Here is a 20,019-nt window from a genome sequence, read left to right on the forward strand (position 1 = left end):
TGGCTTTATTCAAGCAAATTAACACAGGGCTCTAGAAATTAAATTGAGCTTTGGTCAAAATCGTTGCTTTGGTCGGTACCGGTTTGTGAATCTGAATCGTAGCTGCCAGAGTCGTCAGTGAAGTCAACGCCTTGCTCTTGACCACCTGAACTTGTCCAATCGCTACTGCCAGACTCCATACCTGCCATGTCCGCTTGCTGCTCTTGAGTAGAACCTTGCATGGTGTATTGATCATCGACTTCAACTTCAACAGAACCACTTGCACCGTCTATTGAGCTACCCAATTCGTCGTAACCTTGGAACTGGATCTCGCTAGTCCCTTCATAACCCTCAGGAAATTCAACCGATACAGACTGATCCAAGTTGCCACTGACTGTAAAGCTACCGTCACCGTTATCCAACGCGTTACTTACAGTCGAGCCCTCAGGTAAGCCGGACATTTCAGCGTAATCAACGGATTCGTTAGCGCTCACTTCATCTGGTATTGAGATAGATATAGTATCGCCCGGTGCGGCAGTGACATCAGCAGAGCTATCGTTGGCTTCAGCCTCTTGAGCTTGGTCATCAGCTTGTTGTCCAACTTCCACCGGTTGCTCTTCTGGTACTTGAGCGGCTTGTACTTGTGACTCCTCACTTTGTGCCGAATCATCGGCAACTTGAAGACCTAAGCTATGGCTCGACACTTCACCGCCATCGTCAACTTCGACATTCATGGCTAAGTTGCCATCGAAATCTTCATTAGGCCAATACGTCCACTCACCTTCGCCAGATTCAGCAAAGAAACCAGCATCGTTAACATCTGCAACATCGACAATGTTTGCCGTATCACTAACGCCTAACTCATCCACCAATTGCGATTCTGTGATAGTTAATGAACCATCACCTGCTAAGGCATAACCTTCACTTACCGTTGCTTCATCGCCGCCTTGAATATCTACGTTGAAAAAGCTCTCGATGCGATTTTCACCATCCGTCGCAATGAAGCCAACTTGAACATCTCCGGTGTAGTTTTCAGCAGGTGTGAATTGATAGTTACCTTGATTATCACTCTCTATCACGCCCTGACCTTCCATTAAGCTTACTGACTCAATGCTCAAACTATCGCCCTCTGCATCGCTCAGGTTCGCTAACATGTCTTCATCAGTAAATGACAAAGTGGCATCCGCCGACATTTCTGTTGTCGCGATGCTGTTAACTTCTGGTGCTGCATTCCCTTGTAAATCGCCTTCTTTTACGACTACGCCTGTTTGCTCATCATGAAGCACACCATCTTTATCAATCACGTAAGCAATGTCTGCTTCACCAGTAAAGCCTGGAGCCGGTGTGAAAGTCCATGTGCCATCGCCATTGTCGATAATTTCACCTTGGCTACGGTCTGCAAGATGAACCAGTTTCACTTCATCATCACCATCCGCATTCACGTTTTCAGCCAAGCCGATCAGTTCATCAGTTGTTAAGATGATGGCGTCACCCGCTACCGTTTCGAAGTCACCTGAATCGATACCATCTTGGAACGCTTCTGGATCATCGCCGTAATCGACCGTTGTTGCGCTAACGGTGATGAAGAATTCACCACTGAAGTTTTCAGGAGGCGTCATTTGAATGTTTGAGATATCCCATTCGAACAGGTCTATATATTGACCCGGTTCGGTGATCATCACAGTGTTTACTCCATCCGTCACTTCGAATCCGACAGGGAAACCGGTCATCACTAGGTTACTTAACGTTTCTGAATCGTCGACCAGACCAACGTTCAGTCCTAGGTGACCCGTTTCATCTTCACCGAAGACTAACGGACCGTCATGGTCGGTTGTAATAACCGCGCCATCTGCGACTGGACGTACAAACACAGGAACATCAAGAACCGTTTCAAATTCGCCGTCACTTACAACCACTTGTAGATCAGACGTACCAGAAAAGTCGCCGGTTGGTGTGAATGTCCAAGTTCCGTCACCGTTGTCAGTGAGCTCACCGCCATCCTCTCCCTCTGCGTTGATGATTCGTGAAACAACTAAGTCTGTAGTATCAATGTCACCGAACAGGTTCATCAAATCGCCAGCATCGAAGGTGAACGCACCATCTTCGTTTGTGGTCATCATTGCGTTACCGACATTAAATGGTGCGTCGTTAACTGGAATCACATCTACATTCAGTGAGCCCTCAACCACTTCTTCGCCATCAGTTGCTTGATATCCTAGCTCTACTAAGCCATTAAAGTCTTGAGTAGTGACTAAGTGATACATGCCGTCAGGCTGCTGAGTTAAGGTCGCATTCGCAGGAGCTCGAACCGTGATGCTCTCAATGCTGATCTCGTCACCATCAAGATCCGTCACTTGATCTGCAATGTAAGCAGGGTCAATCACCATGACCACATCTTCTTCGCCTTGCATCTCAATCGTTGGCGCTTCAGGTGCATCATTCACTGGCGTAACATCGATGTTGCCGTCGACCGAAATTGTCTCTTGGCCATCGCTAACGTTAAACGTCATTGGTACATCGCCATTGAAGTTCTCGTTCGGTGTGAATGACCAAGTACCATCTTCGTTGTCTAGCAACTCACCCAAGCTAGGGTCGATTTGTAGACCAGAAGCTGACAGCTCATCTGCGGTGTTATCGATATCCGTAGCCTGAGCCAGCAACATATCTTGAGTGATCAAAATGGTGCTGTCTTCGGCTGTAGTAAGTTTCACATCCTCAGATTCAGGCCCATCGTTCACAGCTAGAACTTCAATACCCGCCGTTGTGGTCGCTGTTGCACCATCGTCATCGATAATGGTCACATCAAGGTTGATGTCGCCGTTAAAGTTTTCGTTTGGTGCAAAGGTCACTGAGCCGTCTTCGTTTTGAACCAAGATACCGTCGGCACCCGAGTAGCTCACGCTATCAAGCGACACGTCACCGTCCACATCCGAGCTGTTAGCAATCAACTGCTCAGGACTCAATGTGATGGTGCCATCTTCGTTCATTTGGTAAGACGTAGCGCCCGCCACTGGTGCGTCGTTGACATCCGTTACCGTTACGTCGATGTTTGCATTAACGGTCTCTGTTCCGTCAGATACTGAGAAGTCCAGACTTACATCGCCATTGAAGTTCTCGTTCGGAGCAAAGCTATACGTGCCATCACCGTTATCGGTGAACACACCTTCAGCGCCCGTGTACGACACATCCGTGATAGACAGCTCATCACCATCTATATCTGCAGCGCCTGCTAATAGATCAGCGTCTGTGAAGGTTAACGAGCCGTCTTCTTCAATGGTGTAAGCGACATCTTCAACCACCGCGATGTCATTCACAGGGTTCACCGTGAGGTCAACGCCCGCTTGCACGGTTTCAAGGCCATCAGAGACATCGAAGCTTAGGTCTATATCACCGTTGAAGTCCGCATCCGGCGTGATGGTGAATGAACCATCATCGTTGGCCGTCACCGTCGCGTTGTCACCCGCGGTTAAGTTGGCAGCCGTTAGATCATCGCCATCCACATCGGAAGCGTTCGCCAATAACTGTTCTTGAGACAGCGTAATTGAACCATCTTCATCCACTGAGTAAGCCAAGTCGCCCGCCACTGGCGCGTCATTGACGGCGATAACATCAATACCCGCCGTTGTGGTCGCTGTTGCACCATCGTCATCGATAATGGTCACATCAAGGCTGATATCGCCGTTAAAGTTTTCATTCGGAGCAAAGGTCACTGAGCCGTCTTCGTTTTGAACCAAGATACCGTCGGCACCCGAGTAGCTCACGCTATCAAGCGACACGTCACCGTCCACATCCGAGCTGTTGGCAATCAACTGCTCAGGACTCAATGTAATGGTGCCATCTTCGTTCATTTGGTAAGACGTAGCGCCCGCCACTGGTGCGTCGTTGACATCCGTTACCGTTACACCAATATTGGCATCGACTGTCTCAGTGCCATCAGTCACTGTGAAGCCAAGGTTTACATCACCATTGAAGTTCTCGTTCGGAGCAAAGCTATACGTGCCATCACCGTTATCGGTGAACACCCCTTCAGCGCCCGTGTACGACACATCCGTGATAGACAGCTCATCACCATCTATATCTGCAGCGCCTGCTAATAGATCAGCGTCTGTGAAGGTTAACGAGCCGTCTTCTTCAATGGTGTAAGCGACATCTTCAACCACCGCAACGTCATTCACAGGGTTCACCGTGAGGTCAACGCCCGCTTGCACGGTTTCAAGGCCATCAGAGACATCGAAGCTTAGGTCTATATCACCGTTGAAGTCCGCATCCGGCGTGATGGTGAATGAACCATCATCGTTGGCCGTCACCGTCGCGTTATCACCCGCGGTTAAGTTGGCAGCCGTTAGATCATCGCCATCCACATCGGAAGCGTTCGCCAATAACTGTTCTTGAGACAGCGTAATTGAACCATCTTCATCCACTGAGTAAGCCAAGTCGCCCGCCACTGGCGCGTCATTGACGGCGATAACATCAATACCCGCCGTTGTGGTCGCTGTTGCACCATCGTCATCGATAATGGTCACATCAAGGCTGATATCGCCGTTAAAGTTTTCGTTTGGAGCAAAAGTGACTGAGCCGTCTTCGTTTTGAACCAAGATACCGTCGGCACCTGAATAGCTAACACTATCAAGCGATACTTCACCATCTAGATCTGAGCTATTCGCAATCAACTGCTCAGGGCTCAATGTGATGGTGCTATCTTCGTTTATTTGGTAAGACGTTGCGCCCGCCACTGGTGCGTCGTTGACATCCGTTACCGTTACGTCGATGTTTGCATTAACGGTCTCTGTTCCGTCAGATACTGAGAAGTCCAGACTTACATCGCCATTGAAGTTCTCGTTCGGAGCAAAGCTATACGTGCCATCACCGTTATCGGTGAACACACCTTCAGCGCCCGTGTACGATACATCCGTGATAGACAGCTCATCACCATCTATATCTGCAGCGCCCGCTAATAGATCAGCGTCTATGAAGGTTAACGAGCCGTCTTCTTCAATGGTGTAAGCGACATCTTCAACCACCGCGACGTCATTCACAGGGTTCACCGTGAGGTCAACGCCCGCTTGCACGGTTTCAAGGCCATCAGAGACATCGAAGCTTAGGTCTATGTCGCCGTTGAAGTCCGCATCCGGCGTGATGGTGAATGAACCATCATCGTTGGCTGTTACGGTTGCATTGTCACCTGCAGATAGGTTGCTTGCGGTCAGTGCATCACCATCCACATCGGAAGCGTTCGCCAACAACTGTTCTTGAGACAGCGTAATTGAACCATCTTCATCCACTGAGTAAGCCAAGTCGCCCGCCACTGGCGCGTCATTGACGGCGATAACATCAATACCCGCCGTTGTGGTCGCTGTTACACCATCGTCATCGATAATGGTCACATCAAGGCTGATGTCGCCGTTAAAGTTTTCGTTTGGTGCGAAGCTGTAAGTACCATCACCATTGTCAATGAAGATACCGTCAGCGCCGGAATAAGAAACATCACTTACGGATACATCACCTTCAATATCAGAACTGTTCGCAAGAAGTTGCGCTTCAGAGATGGTAATCACGTTATCTTCGTCAACGCTGTAGGTCGTTGAACCTGCCACCGGTAAGTCATTGACGGCAATGACGTCGATACCTGCAGTTGTCTCAGCCGTTGCGCCATCTTCATCCATAACAGACACATCAAGACTGATGTCGCCGTTAAAGTTTTCATTTGGAGAGAAAGTGTAAGTACCATCACCATTATCGGTGAATACACCATCGGTGCCGCTGTAGCTTACATCGCTGACAAACACTTCACCTTCAACATCCGAGCTATTTGCCAGAAGTTGAGCATCACTTAGGGTGATACTGCCGTCTTCTTCAACACTGTAAGTGGTAGAGCCAGCTACCGGTACGTCATTAATTGGAACAATTTGAACATCAATATTTGCCGATACAACATCAGTACCATCACTGACATCGTAAGTTAGGTCGACATTGCCATTGAAGTTTTCGTTTGGAGCGAAAGTGTAAGTACCATCACCGTTATCCGTAAACACACCATCGGTGCCTTCGTAGTTAACAGATTCAACAGTAAGGCCGTCGCCATCGATATCTGTTGTACCAGCCAGCAACTGCTCGTCAGTAAAGGTCAATGAGCCATCTTCATTGATGGTGTAGTCGTGGTCGTAAATAACAGAAAGGTCGTTAACTGCAGTTACGGTGACGTCTAGTTCCGCAGGAGTAACCCCACCGTTACCGTCATCCACGTTATAGCTAATTGAGAATTCACCGTTGAAGTTCTCTTCAGGAGTGATGGTGTAAGTGCCGTCACCATTGTCAGTGATAAGTGCATTCTCGATTGAGACGTCTCCAACACTCGGCTCGTTACCCCCCGCATCACCAGAGTCACCCCCTTCATCACCCATTAGTAATTCAGAAATATCAATGCCGTTTACATTCGCTAATACTTCTTCTGACGTTGGTAACTCGAATGCGTTTTCACTACCCACATCTTGGCTTGGAACGACAACGCCATTAACGATATCAAATACGTGCCAGTGTTCGCCTGATGGGTTTTCTGGTAGTTCTGGGGTAAAGGTTTCAACTAAGGTATCACCAACAAACACCTGAACTTGCACATCTTCAACACCATCTACATCCCAACTTCTGTTGGTGTAGTTGTGTACTGAATAATGCATGTTTGCATCTTGGTAGTTTGGAATAGTGATGGTTTCTGGACCATTACCATTCGTATCATCAACATCTTGTTGGACGACATTACCTTCACCAAGGTCGTGGCTCATGTCGCGGTAGTAGATATGGTCTAACTCATTGCCCGTTTCTGTATCGTAAAGCCACAAGTGGTTATCCATATCTTGAGGACTTTCACCCCATGTGACGACGATACGCATATCTGTTTCTTCGAGTACTTCAGATATTGCCGTCACGCCACCATTGGTATCTTCACCTGCTGGAACAAGGAAACTGCTAGTAATTGAGCCTTCTTGTTCAATAGTAACGCTACCTTGGTCAACAACAGGGCCATTCACGGTATAGTTACCAGATTGGTCTGTTACCGTTGTATATGTGTGACCTGCGTTATCGGTCAGTATGACGTCTGCACCAACTACTGGGTTACCCGTTTCAGCATCTAGAACCGTTCCTATAACGGTTGTTTCATCGCCCTGCTCCCCAATAATCGCGGTCATATCATCGTCTTCGATATCAGTCGCGAATTGTAAAAGCTCTTCTTGGGTAATGGTATACGAACCGTCTTCTTCAATGGTTATCGCCACATCAGCAGAGACAATCGGCGCATCGTTAACAGGATCAACCGTTAAGCCTAAGTTAGCCGCAATCGGTGTGTCACCATCGCTGATGCTGTAAGCCACATCAATGTAGCCATTAAAGTTTTCGCTTGGGGTGATTGAGAATGTACCATCGCCATTATCGACAATCGTTGCATCATCTCCCACTAAGGTTAAGCCAGAAGCGACAAGATCGTCACCCTCAATATCAGCGGAATTCGCAAGTAACTGCTCCTGTGTGATAGTGATGACGTTGTCTTCATCAACGCTTGCGTAAACATCAGATGTCGTTGGCAAGTCATTGACTGGATTTACCGTTAGGTCGGCATTCGCCACAATCGACTCTGTGCCATCCGAAATATCAAAGTTTAGGTCGATATTGCCGTTGAAGTCAGTGCCTGGTGTCACCGTAAAGGTACCATCGCCATTATCAACGACGGTCGCGTTATCGCCTGCACTTAGGTTGCTTGCCGTTAGGTCATCGCCATCTACATCACTAGCTTGAGCAAGTAATTGCTCTTGGCTTAAGGTGATCGCCCCGTCTTCATCAATGCTATATGCCAAATCACCTGATACCGGAGCATCGTTAACAGGCAGAACATCAATGCTTGCAGTGGTTGTTGCAGTTGCGCCATCTTCATCAGTAACAACAACATCAAGGCTGACATCGCCGTCGAAGTTCGCGTTTGGTGCGAAGCTAAATGTGCCGTCACCGTTGTCAGTGAAAATACCGTCTGAGCCGACATAGTTAACGCTATCAATCGCCACTTCGCCTTCGATATCAGAAGCGTTCGCCAACAATTGCTCTGCACTAATAGTAATAACTTCATCTTCGCTGACTGAGTAACTGGTTGAACCGGCGATTGGTGGATCGTTAACCTCAAGAACGGTAATACCTGCGGTGGTCGCTTCGGTTGCACCCTCTTCATCAGTAACAACAACATCTAGGCTAACTTCGCCGTTGAAGTTTGCGTTTGGTGAGAAGGTGTAAGTGCCGTCGCCGTTATCCTCAAACACACCATCAGCGCCCGAGTAAGTCACGCTATCGACTGCCACTTCCCCTTCAATATCTGAAGAGTTGGCTAATAGCTGTTCATTACTGATGGTGATGGAGTTGTCTTCATGAACGGTGTAAGACGTGCTACCCGCAACCGGTGGATCATTCTCTGGCGTCACGCTCACATCAATGTTGGCTTGAACCGTATCGGTACCATCTGACACATCAAAGTTGAAGTTCACATCACCATTGAAGTTTTCGTTTGGCGCAAAGCTGTAGCTTCCGTCGCCATTATCAGTAAGAACACCGTCCGCACCTGTGTAAGTCACGCCTTCAACCGATAGCTCATCCCCATCAATGTCAGTCGCACCGGTTAACAAGTCTTCATCGGTAAAGTTCAAGATACCATCTTCACCAATGCTGAACGTTTGATCTTGTGGCTGTGGTAAATCGTTAACTGGATTCACGGTTAGGTCAGCGGTCGCGACAAGCGTATCTGTACCGTCGTTGATGTCGAACGCAAGGTCAATATCACCATTGAAGTTCGCATCAGGCGTAATGGTAAAGCTACCGTCATCGTTGGCGCTCACCGTTGCATCACCACCAACGGTTAAGTTAGCCGCTGTTAGATCATCCCCTTCAATATCACTAGCTTGAGCCAGTAATTGCTCTTGGCTTAAGGTGATCGCCCCGTCTTCATCAATGCTATATGCCAAATCACCTGATACCGGAGCATCGTTAACAGGCAGAACATCAATGCTTGCAGTGGTTGTTGCAGTTGCGCCATCTTCATCAGTAACAACAACATCAAGGCTGACATCGCCGTCGAAGTTCGCGTTTGGTGCGAAGCTAAATGTGCCGTCACCGTTGTCAGTGAAAATACCGTCTGAGCCGACATAGTTAACGCTATCAATCGCCACTTCGCCTTCGATATCAGAAGCGTTCGCCAACAATTGCTCTGCACTAATAGTAATAACTTCATCTTCGCTGACTGAGTAACTGGTTGAACCGGCGATTGGTGGATCGTTAACCTCAAGAACGGTAATACCTGCGGTGGTCGCTTCGGTTGCACCCTCTTCATCAGTAACAACAACATCTAGGCTAACTTCGCCGTTGAAGTTTGCGTTTGGTGAGAAGGTGTAAGTGCCGTCGCCGTTATCCTCAAACACACCATCAGCGCCCGAGTAAGTCACGCTATCGACTGCCACTTCCCCTTCAATATCTGAAGAGTTGGCTAATAGCTGTTCATTACTGATGGTGATGGAGTTGTCTTCATGAACGGTGTAAGACGTGCTACCCGCAACCGGTGGATCATTCTCTGGCGTCACGCTCACATCAATGTTGGCTTGAACCGTATCGGTACCATCTGACACATCAAAGTTGAAGTTCACATCACCATTGAAGTTTTCGTTTGGCGCAAAGCTGTAGCTTCCGTCGCCATTATCAGTAAGAACACCGTCCGCACCTGTGTAAGTCACGCCTTCAACCGATAGCTCATCCCCATCAATGTCAGTCGCACCGGTTAACAAGTCTTCATCGGTAAAGTTCAAGATACCATCTTCACCAATGCTGAACGTTTGATCTTGTGGCTGTGGTAAATCGTTAACTGGATTCACGGTTAGGTCAGCGGTCGTGACAAGCGTATCTGTACCGTCGTTGATGTCGAACACAAGGTCAATATCACCATTGAAGTTCGCATCAGGCGTAATGGTAAAGCTACCGTCATCGTTGGCGGTCACCGTTGCATCACCACCAACGGTTAAGTTAGCCGCTGTTAGATCATCCCCTTCGATATCACTAGCTTGAGCAAGTAATTGCTCTTGGCTTAAGGTGATCGACCCGTCTTCTTCAACACTATATGCCAAGTCACCAGACACTGGTACATCATTGATAGGAAGAACATCAACCGTAATGTAGGTATCAACTTGAGCACCGTCTTCATCTTGAATGGTCACATCCAACTGCACTTGGCCGTTGAAATTTTCGTTCGGTGCAAAGCTACATGTGCCATCACCATTGATTGAGAAAATACCATCTAGGCCGTCGTAGTTGATCTCAACGAGCTCTACGTCACCTTCAATATCAGAAGCATTCAGCAGAACTTGAGATTCGCTGAAAGTCAGTACAGAATCTTCATCGATAGTGTATGACGTTGAGCCAGCAACAGGCGGATCATTGACTTCAAGAACAGTAATACCTGCGGTGGTCGCTTCAATCGCATTGTCTTCATCGACAATAACTATATCTAAGCTAATTTCACCGTTGAAGTTTTCATTTGGAGAGAAGGTGTAGGTACCGTTACCGTTAATTTCAAGCACACCATCGCTACCATTGTAGGTCACGCTATCAATCGCGACTTCCCCTTCAATATCTGAAGAGTTCGCAAGCAATTGTTCGTTACTGATTGTGATGGAGTTGTCTTCATGAACGGTGTAAGACGTGCTACCCGCAACCGGTGGATCATTCTCTGGCGTCACGCTCACATCAATATTGGCTTGAACCGTATCCGTGCCATCTGACACATCAAAGCTGAAGTTCACATCACCATTGAAGTTTTCGTTTGGCGCGAAGCTGTATGTGCCATCGCCATTGTCGGTTAGGACACCATCTGCGCCCGTGTAAGTTATACCTTCAACACTTAGGTCGTCTCCTTCAATGTCCGTAGCGCCTGTTAATAGGTCTTGGTCATTGAAAGTTAACACGCCATCTTCGCCAACTGTGAATGTCTGGTCTTGTGCTTCTGGACCATCGTTCACTGGTGAAACCGTTAGCTCTAGGTTGGTAGAGACAACATCATCACCATCCGAAACATCGAAGGTGAAGTTAACATCACCGTTGAAGTCAGCATCTGGCGTTAATGTGTACGTACCATCGCCGTTATCCGTGATGGTCACACTGTCATCATCGGTCGCTAAGTTCAGTGCGGTTAGTTGATCGCCATCTAAATCACGAGCATTAGCCAACAAATCGTCTTGCGTGATGATAATAGAACCGTCTTCTTCAACCGTGGCAGAAACAGGTAATGCTTCAGGAGCATGCTCAATGTGCACGCCTGTCGCGTTAATGTAGATGGTTTGAGAGACCGTTTCAGAATCATCATTCGATAGCTCTGTTGCGGTTGCGGTTACATGAACTTCAAGCTGCTCGTTGAAGTCTTCTGGTAACTGGATTTGTAGTGAATTTTCGATAGCCGTTGTTGGTAAGTTCACTGTACCATCAGGGCCAACCGTCACTTCACCGCTGTAGATTTGGCTGTTCACTTCACCCACATCGATTGTGAAGTTGAAATCTGCATAGTCAGCATCACCACCACCATACAAATCTTCAAATCCGTAAACCAGCTCGCCGTCTTCATTAACCGTCGTGCGAGTATGTTCGATACCATCTTGGTTTAGCTGAGAGCTTGAACCACCATGGAAGATCGCGTCACCATTCTGGCCTTGAATCACGGTCTCGGTTCCATCTGCGGCCACAAAGACAAGTTGAGGATCAACCGTATCCATATTCGCAGGCGAACCATCCTCGGCACGGAACTCATACTGACCGTCTTGCATTGCATCAAAGTCGTTGTGCTGATGTCCGTTTGGAATCAAAAACAAGTTGAAACTTTCACCTTCTGCAACTTGGAAGCTGAATTGATCTTGCCCAGGGACAAGGTCACCGCCGCCGCCAACTTCTGATGCGTTCTCGTAAACAACTTCAACACCCGTGATGTTGCCGTCTTCGTCAACTTTGTAGTAACCCGCTGTGTTTTGGTAGCCCGCAGTCTCACCTTCAAACGTTACTGTAATTTCAGTATCGTTGTAACTGGTGATGCCGTTCTCTTGGTCATTCAGAACACCCTCGTTATCGTATTGAATAACTGAGCCTTCCGGTACACCATCTACGGTTACGGTAAGTGTTTCAGACAAGTCTTGGTCGACAAGTGCCGCCGCAATATTAAGCTCAACAATACCGCCTGGCTCAACCAGAATTGCTTCATCATCAACGTTAACGCCATCGCCATCCGTAATCACTAAGTCAGGTGCATCAGCAACGGCTTCAATGTGAACATTGATGTCTTGTTCAACCTCATCCGTGCCGTCTGTCACCGTAAAGCTGAACTGTAGATCACCACTGAAGTGCTCTTCAGGAACGAAGCTGAACGTGCCGTCACCATTGTCGGTGACTGTGCCTTCATCGCCAGAGTAATTAATGCTAGTAACGCTTAGGTCGTCGCCGTCAATATCAATCGCACCACTCAACAGATCTTCTTGAGTGAACAGGATGCTGCCATCCTCTTCAATGTGGTACAGGCCTGGAGCAACAATTGGAGTGTCATTCACCGGATTAACGGTCAATGTCATATCATTAGACGTGCTCAGCTCACCGTCACTCACCTCATAAGTGAATGCAATATCACCATTGAAGTTTTCAGAAGGTGTCACTGTGTACGTGCCATCACCATTGTCTACAATATTGGCGTTCGGATCATTGGTTTCAAGCGAAGTAGCAAACAGCTCATCGCCATCTTGGTCACTCGCGTTCTCCAACAGCATCTCTTGTGTAACCAGAATTGAACCATCTTCGTCAACATCCGCAACCATTGGAGTTGCTTCTGGCGCATCGTTGACGAATTCAACTTTCAGGTCGATGTTTGCCGCCACGACATCGGTGCCGTCGCTCACATCAAACGCTAGATCAACATTGCCGAAAAAGCCCTGTTCTGGTGTTAGTGTGTATGTTCCATCACCGTTATCTGTGACTTCCACTGTATCGCTTGCGCTAGTCACATTCACAACTGACAGTTCATCACCTTCAACGTCTGTCGCTTGTGCCAGTAACTCAGCTTCGGTAATAGTAATCGCTTGACCATCTTCCGTAGTGAAAGACATATCAGGCACGTCTGGTGCATCATTGATTGGATTTACGGTTAGATTGAGGTCAGCGGCAACAGTTTCGATCGCGTCAGTGACATCGTAAGTAAATTCAATTTCACCAAAGAAATCAGCACTTGGTGTAATCGTGAAGCTACCATCTGAGTTTTCTACAACAACCGCATTTGGATCGTTGGTCGCAAAATTAACCGCTTCAAGGTTATCGCCATCAACATCGGTTGCATTCGCTAATAGATCCTCTTGAGTGATAGTGATTGAACCATCTTCATCAACAACGGCTTCAATTGGACCACTAACCTCTGGGCCTTCATTGACAATTTCAACGTCAACTCTTGCTGTGCTTGGTGCGCTTGCTTGCCCGTCACTAATATCGAAAGTCAGATTCACTTCACCGTAGAAGTCTTCTGCAGGTTCGAAGGTAAAGGTATTATCACCGTTATCCGTTAAGGTACCTTGCGTTTGGTCTGCAAGTAATAGGTTTTCAACATGTAGAATGTCACCATCAACATCGGTCGCGCCAGACAATAGGTCTTTCGCTTCGATGATCATAGAGCCGTTTTCAAGCATTTGGGTGTGCAATGGTTCACCCGGAACCGGCACATCATTGACTGGTACAACCGTTAGGTCTAGATGCGTTGCAACTTCATCAGTACCATCAAACACCTTGTAGTCGATGTCGATTTCACCATTGAAGTTTTCATTCGGCATGAAAGTAAACGTACCATCACCGTTATCAACTAGTTCACCGTTGTCACCACCGTAAGTGATGTCAGAAATAGACAGCGTATCGCCCTCTACATCTGTGGTGTTCGCTAGCAAGTCATCCGCACTGAACGTGATACCTTCATCTTCATCTGTCGATAGAACAATTGGGCCTGAAACGATTGGCGCATCATTCACCGACTCGAAGTTGATGTTGATGATGTTGTTGTCTGTCAGCTCACCATCACTAACTTGGTAACCAAGTTCGATTTCACCATGGAAGTTTTCATCCGGTGTTACCGTCCAAGTGCCATCACCATTATCGATGAGCGTGGCATGCTCTGAATTTTCACCCACTAGCTCGAGATTTTGAATATCAAGGTCATCGCCATCAATATCCGATGCTTGCGCCAGTAGTTGCTCTTCGGTAATCACAACCGAAGCAAACTGAGCAGAACCATCGGTATCGACAGTAATATTCGGAAGTTCAGCCGTTAACTCGATTTCGTTATCACCCGCATGGATATTCAACTCAACCGTTTCGGTGATCTCTGAGCCATCCACACCAATTGATGTAAACACAGCTGAATCAGGACAAGTTTGTGACACTGTCATGTTTTGAACGACGTAAGTACCATTTCCTTGCACGGTACCAAGCTCAAAGTAAGACACCGGCTCACTTACCGTAAGCGTATAGTCAGTCTCGTAATTGCTTCGGTCTTCTTTGTGGTAAGTCATCGAATCGATTAACTCACCATCATCGTTGAAGGCGCGAATTTCCACTTCAGTAAAGTGACGAGACTCTTCCATGAACCAACCACCCAAACCATCAAGGTGGAAACTGATTTCATTGATGTCTTGACCTTCAACCGAAACTGTAAGCTTCTCATCACCACTTAGGCCTTGGCGGTCTGTATCACCAATACCGTGACCAATGTGAGTGTTACCATTCCAGGCACCAAGAGGATCATCGTTACTTTGAACGGTTACCGTTAAATCACCATCCGAGAACTCACGAGTGTAAGGGTCGACTTCTGTACCCCAATCGTCCACGCTCGCGTTATCGTCAAACGTACCGATTTGTGTGGTGTGTGTACCGTTCGCCAGTGCTTCATCATTTGGAATAAAGCGCACTTCTGTGTCGGCAGGAACTTCTTGTCCTACTTCCAGCACCACCCATTCGTCATTTACATTCGCTTCAATGATTCCATTTTCTGGCGCTTGATCTAAACGTAGTGCTGGCTCTTCACGAAGTGTCACACCAACTGTTTGGTCTTCTTGCGCTTGGATGAAGATTTCATCGCCCGCTTCCGGTGCATCGTTGACAGGGTTAACCGTCAAGTCGAGTGTCGTCAGAACTTCATTCTCACCATCACTGATGTTGTATGTGAAGTCCAACTCGCCATTGAAGTTTTCTGTATGCGTAATGGTGAATGAACCATCGTCATTAGCAACAATTGTCGCGTCAGGATCGTTGGTTTGTAGGTTAGTTGCCGTTAACTCATCACCTTCAACGTCGGTCGCATTCGCAAGTAACTGATCTTGAGTAATAGTGATTGAATTATCTTCGTCAACTTCAGCCTGAATACCCGAAGTTTCAGGTCCATCATTCACAGCAATAACATCAATTCCTGCTGTGGTAGTTGCCGTAGCGCCATCTTCGTCGACGACCACAACATCCAATGAGATGTCACCATCGAAGTTTTCATTTGGCGTGAAGGTGTATGTACCATTACCGTTATCAACAAACGAACCATCATCACCAGTGTAACTAACACTTGATAGTGAAACATCGCCTTCAACATCAGAAGAATTCGCTAATAGCTGCTCATCACTGATCGTGATTTGGCCATCTTCTTGAACTGTGTACGATGTTGAGCCCGCAACTGGCGGATCGTTTTCTGGCGTTACGCTAACATCGATAACCGCAGCCGTTGAATCGGTGCCATCAGAAACGTCGAATGAGAATTGTACATCACCATTGAAGTTCTCGTTCGGAGCAAAGCTGTATGTGCCGTCGCCATTATCGCTAAGAACACCATCTGCCCCTGTATAAAGCACGTTTTCAATCGACAGTTCATCACCATCAATATCTGACGTACCTGCAAGCAGGTCAGCATCTGTGAAGAGCAGCGTGCCGTCTTCTTCAATCGTGAACTGTTGATCTTGCGCTTGTGGCAAGTCATTAACCGGATTGACGGTAATGTCTAGGCCAACTTGAACTGAACCACCATCGTTATCGATGATATCGAAGTTCAGGTCTAGATCACCGTTATAGTCGGCGTCTGGTGTAATGGTGTAGCTACCATCGTCGTTTTGTTGGATGGTAGCATTTTCATCAGTAGATAGATTGATAGCCTCTAAGTTATCGCTATCGATATCACCCGCTCGTGCTAGCAATTGCTCTTGGCTTAGCGTGATTGAGCTATCTTCGTTAATCGTGTAAGCCAGATCGCCCGATACTGGCGCATCATTGATTGGCAATACATCAACGTTAATGTGTGTTTCAACCGTTGCGCCATCTTCATCTTGAATGGTCACACCCAGTTGAACCTGACCATTGAAGTTTTCGTTGGGTGCAAAGCTGCATGTACCATCACCATTTACAGTGAAGATACCGTCAGAGCCATCGTAGTTAATGCCAACGAGCTCTACATCGCCTTCGACATCCGAAGCATTCACAAGAATCTGAGATTCACTGAACGTCAGAACCGAATCTTCATCAATGGTGTATGACGTTGGACCCGCAACAGGTGGATCATTCACTTCTAGAACGGTGATGCCCGCAGTAGTTTCATCAATCGAACCATCTTCATCGGCAACAATAACGTCAAGGCTGATATCACCGCTGAAGTTTTCGTTAGGAAGGAAGGTATAGCTGCCGTCGCCGTTATCTTGGAACACACCATCTGTGCCGCTGTAAGTTACGCTATCGACCGACACCGCACCTTCAATATCCGAAGAGTTAGCTAATAATTGCTCATCAGAAATGGTGATCGCATTATCTTCATTGACCATATAAGAAGTAGACCCTGCCACTGCCGGATCATTCTCAGGCGTTACGCTCACATCAATGTTTGCACTAACCGTTTCTGTGCCATCAGACACATCGAAACTGAAGTTGACATCACCATTGAAGTTTTCGTTTGGTGCAAAGGTATAAGTACCATCACCATGGTCGGTCAGTACACCATCACCACCTGTATAGCTAATACCTTCAACGGTTAAGTCATCGCCATCAATATCGGTGGCACCGGTGAGTAGGTCGGCATCTGTAAATTGCAGCGTACCGTCTTCTTCAATGCTGAATTGTTGGTCTTGAGGAACCGGCAAGTCATTAACTGGGTTAACAGTAAGATCGGCGGTTGCTTGAACTGTGTCAGTACCATCAGTGATGTTGAATTGAATATCAATGTCACCATTGAAGTTCGCATCTGGTGTGATGGTGAAACTGCCGTCATCGTTAGCTTCAACCGTCGCATCACCACCAACCGTTAAGTCGCTCGCGGTTAGGTCTTCACCTTCAACATCAGACGCTTGAGACAGTAGTTGTTCTTGGCTCAAGGTAATTGAACCGTCTTCGTTAACGTTGTAAGCCAAATCACCCGATACTGGTGCATCGTTGATTGGCAGAACATCCACGTTGATGACCGTATCAACTTCTGCCCCATCTTCATCACGAATAGTTACATCTAACTGAACTTGACCGTTAAAATTCTCATTCGGAGCAAAGCTACAAGTCCCATCACCATTGACTGAGAAGATGCCGTCGGGGCCGTCATAGCTAATGCCGACAAGCTCAACATCTCCTTCAACATCAGAAGCATTAAGAAGAACTTGTGACTCACTAAACGTGAGCACAGAATCTTCATCAATGGTATAAGACGTTGGCCCTGCAACTGGCGGATCGTTCACTTCAAGTACAGTGATACCCGCTGTTGTCGCGTCGGTCGCACCATCTTCATCAGCAACCACGACATCCAGAGCAATTTCGCCGGTGAAGTTCTCGTTTGGTGAGAAGGTATAAGTACCGTTACCGTTGATTTCAAGAACACCGTCACTACCTGAATAAGTCACGCTGTCTATTGATACATCACCTTCAATATCTGAAGATGTTGCCAATAGCTGTGCATCAGAAATGGTAATCGAGTTATCTTCATTCACCGTGTAAGAAGTAGAACCCGCAACTGGAGGATCATTTTCCGGAGTCACGCTGACATCGATGTTTGCAGACACGGTATCGGTACCGTCTGACACATCGAAGCTAAAACTCACATCACCATTGAAGTTTTCGTTTGGCGCGAAGCTATATGAGCCCTCACCCAAGTCAGTCAGTACGCCATCAGTCCCTTCATAACTGATACCTTCAACCGTGAGATCATCACCCTCAATGTCCGTAGCACCGGTTAGAAGGTCTGCGTCCGTAAAGATGAGCGTACCGTCTTCTTCAACAGAAAACTGTTGATCTTGTGGAACTGGCAGGTCATTAACTGGGTTAACCGTTAGGTCTGCTGAAGCTTGAACCGTATTGGTGCCATCTGAGATATCGAAGCTGATATCGATGTCACCATTGAAGTTCTCATCTGGTGTGATGGTGAAACTGCCGTCCTCGTTTTGAGTGACCGTCGCGTCACCGCCCACTGTTAGCCCGCTCGCCGTCAGGTCATCGCCTTCCACATCGGATGCTTGCGATAGCAGTTGCTCTTGGCTTAGGCGGATAGAACCGTCTTCATCGACAGAGTACGCTAAGTCGCCAGACACTGGCGCATCATCAACCGCAGTCACGCTGACATCGATGTTTGCTGAAACCGTACCAGTACCGTCAGACACATCGAAGCTGAAGTTTACATCACCATTGAAGTTCTCGTTTGGCGCGAAGGTGTACGTGCCATTGCCGTTGTCAGTAAGGATACCGTCACCACCATCGTAGGTCACACCTTCAACGGTTAGGTTGTCGCCTTCAATGTCCGTTGCACCGGTTAATAGGTCGGCATCTGTAAATTGCAGCGTACCGTCTTCTTCTATTACAAACGTTTTGTCTTCTGGTACAGGCGCGTCGTTGATAGGACGAACCGTTAGATCAATTGCGCTGCTTATTGTTTCTTGTCCGTCACTGATATCAAAAGTTAGGTCAAGTTCGCCATTGAAATCAGCGGAAGGAACCACCGTGAAAGTACCGTCGCCATTTTCTTGAACCGTTGCATCTGCGCCGACTTGAACATTTGAAGCAACCAGCTCATCACCATCAACATCACTTGCGTATTCGAGTAATTGTTCTTGAGTGAATGTTATGGATCCATCTTCATCCATAATGTAAGCCAGGTTTTGTTCAGCTTCTGGTGCATCATTTTCGCTTTCCACTTTGATTTTAAACGTTTCATTTACCGTCTCTGAATCAAAGTCATCTTCTACTTCACTGATGGTCTCTTCGTCAGAAGCTTCAACGTCAACGGCAAATGTCTCTTCTACCGTTTGTGAATCTAAATCATCGCCCATTTGCTGCTCGTCAGACTCCGAAGCCTCCGCGCTAGGCGCCGCTGATGTTCTTGCGGCTTGGCCTTGGTCTTCGTTACCTTCGGCATCTGAACCGCCTTCAGAAGCGGCAGCGTTTTCGCCACCGACAGCTTGAGCGCCGGCACCTGAACCACCTCCACTACCCGAGGCATCATCCGAACTGGCATCAGAAGCAGCACCACCAACTACATTCGATTGGGCATCATCTGAACCTTCGTCACTTTCTTGCGTCTCTTCTTCTGCAGAACCACCAGAAGCCGAGGCCTCTTCTTCATTACCTGCGCCACTTGGATTATCTTCCAACGCTTGGTTAACTTCGTCGGCTGCGTCCGTGTTTTCAGCACCTGTCGCTATCGTCGTCGCTATCGTGTTCTGTTGGTTTTGTTGATTCTGCTGCTGGGAGGGCGTACCCGCGTCGTTCGTGTCCGTCTGTTCTACCGCGTCATTGAGATCTTCATTTTGGTTGTTTTGGTTATTTTCGCCTGCCATTACAGCCTCCGTTGCTACTAGCTAACTAATCGTATTTAGAGGCATTAAAGGACACCATTTTAGAAAACCAAGTTTTTATGCAACAATTTTCATAATTTCTAGACGCGAATAATCAAAAAAAATTGAAAAGCACCTTCGAATATCCTTAGTTATTGTCATTAAAGCAATTTAGGCAGTG

General features: G+C 47.3%; 1 protein-coding gene. It reads right to left on the reverse strand.

Annotation, left to right across the window (positions count from 1 at the left end; genetic code table 11):
• Nucleotides 1–38 precede the first annotated feature (38 nt).
• Nucleotides 39–19,841, reverse strand: a complete 19,803-nt coding sequence (locus tag OCU50_RS15670; protein ID WP_261809205.1) for a tandem-95 repeat protein — start codon at nt 19,839–19,841, stop codon at nt 39–41.
• Nucleotides 19,842–20,019 lie beyond the last annotated feature (178 nt).

The sequence above is a fragment of the Vibrio toranzoniae genome (assembly GCF_024347655.1).
Taxonomy (GTDB): domain Bacteria; phylum Pseudomonadota; class Gammaproteobacteria; order Enterobacterales; family Vibrionaceae; genus Vibrio; species Vibrio toranzoniae.

Excerpts from the sequence above, each read along its gene's own strand:
- OCU50_RS15670 (WP_261809205.1), bottom strand. The coding sequence starts at position 19,841 with ATGGCAGGCGAAAATAACCAAAACAACCAAAATGAAGATCTCAATGAC.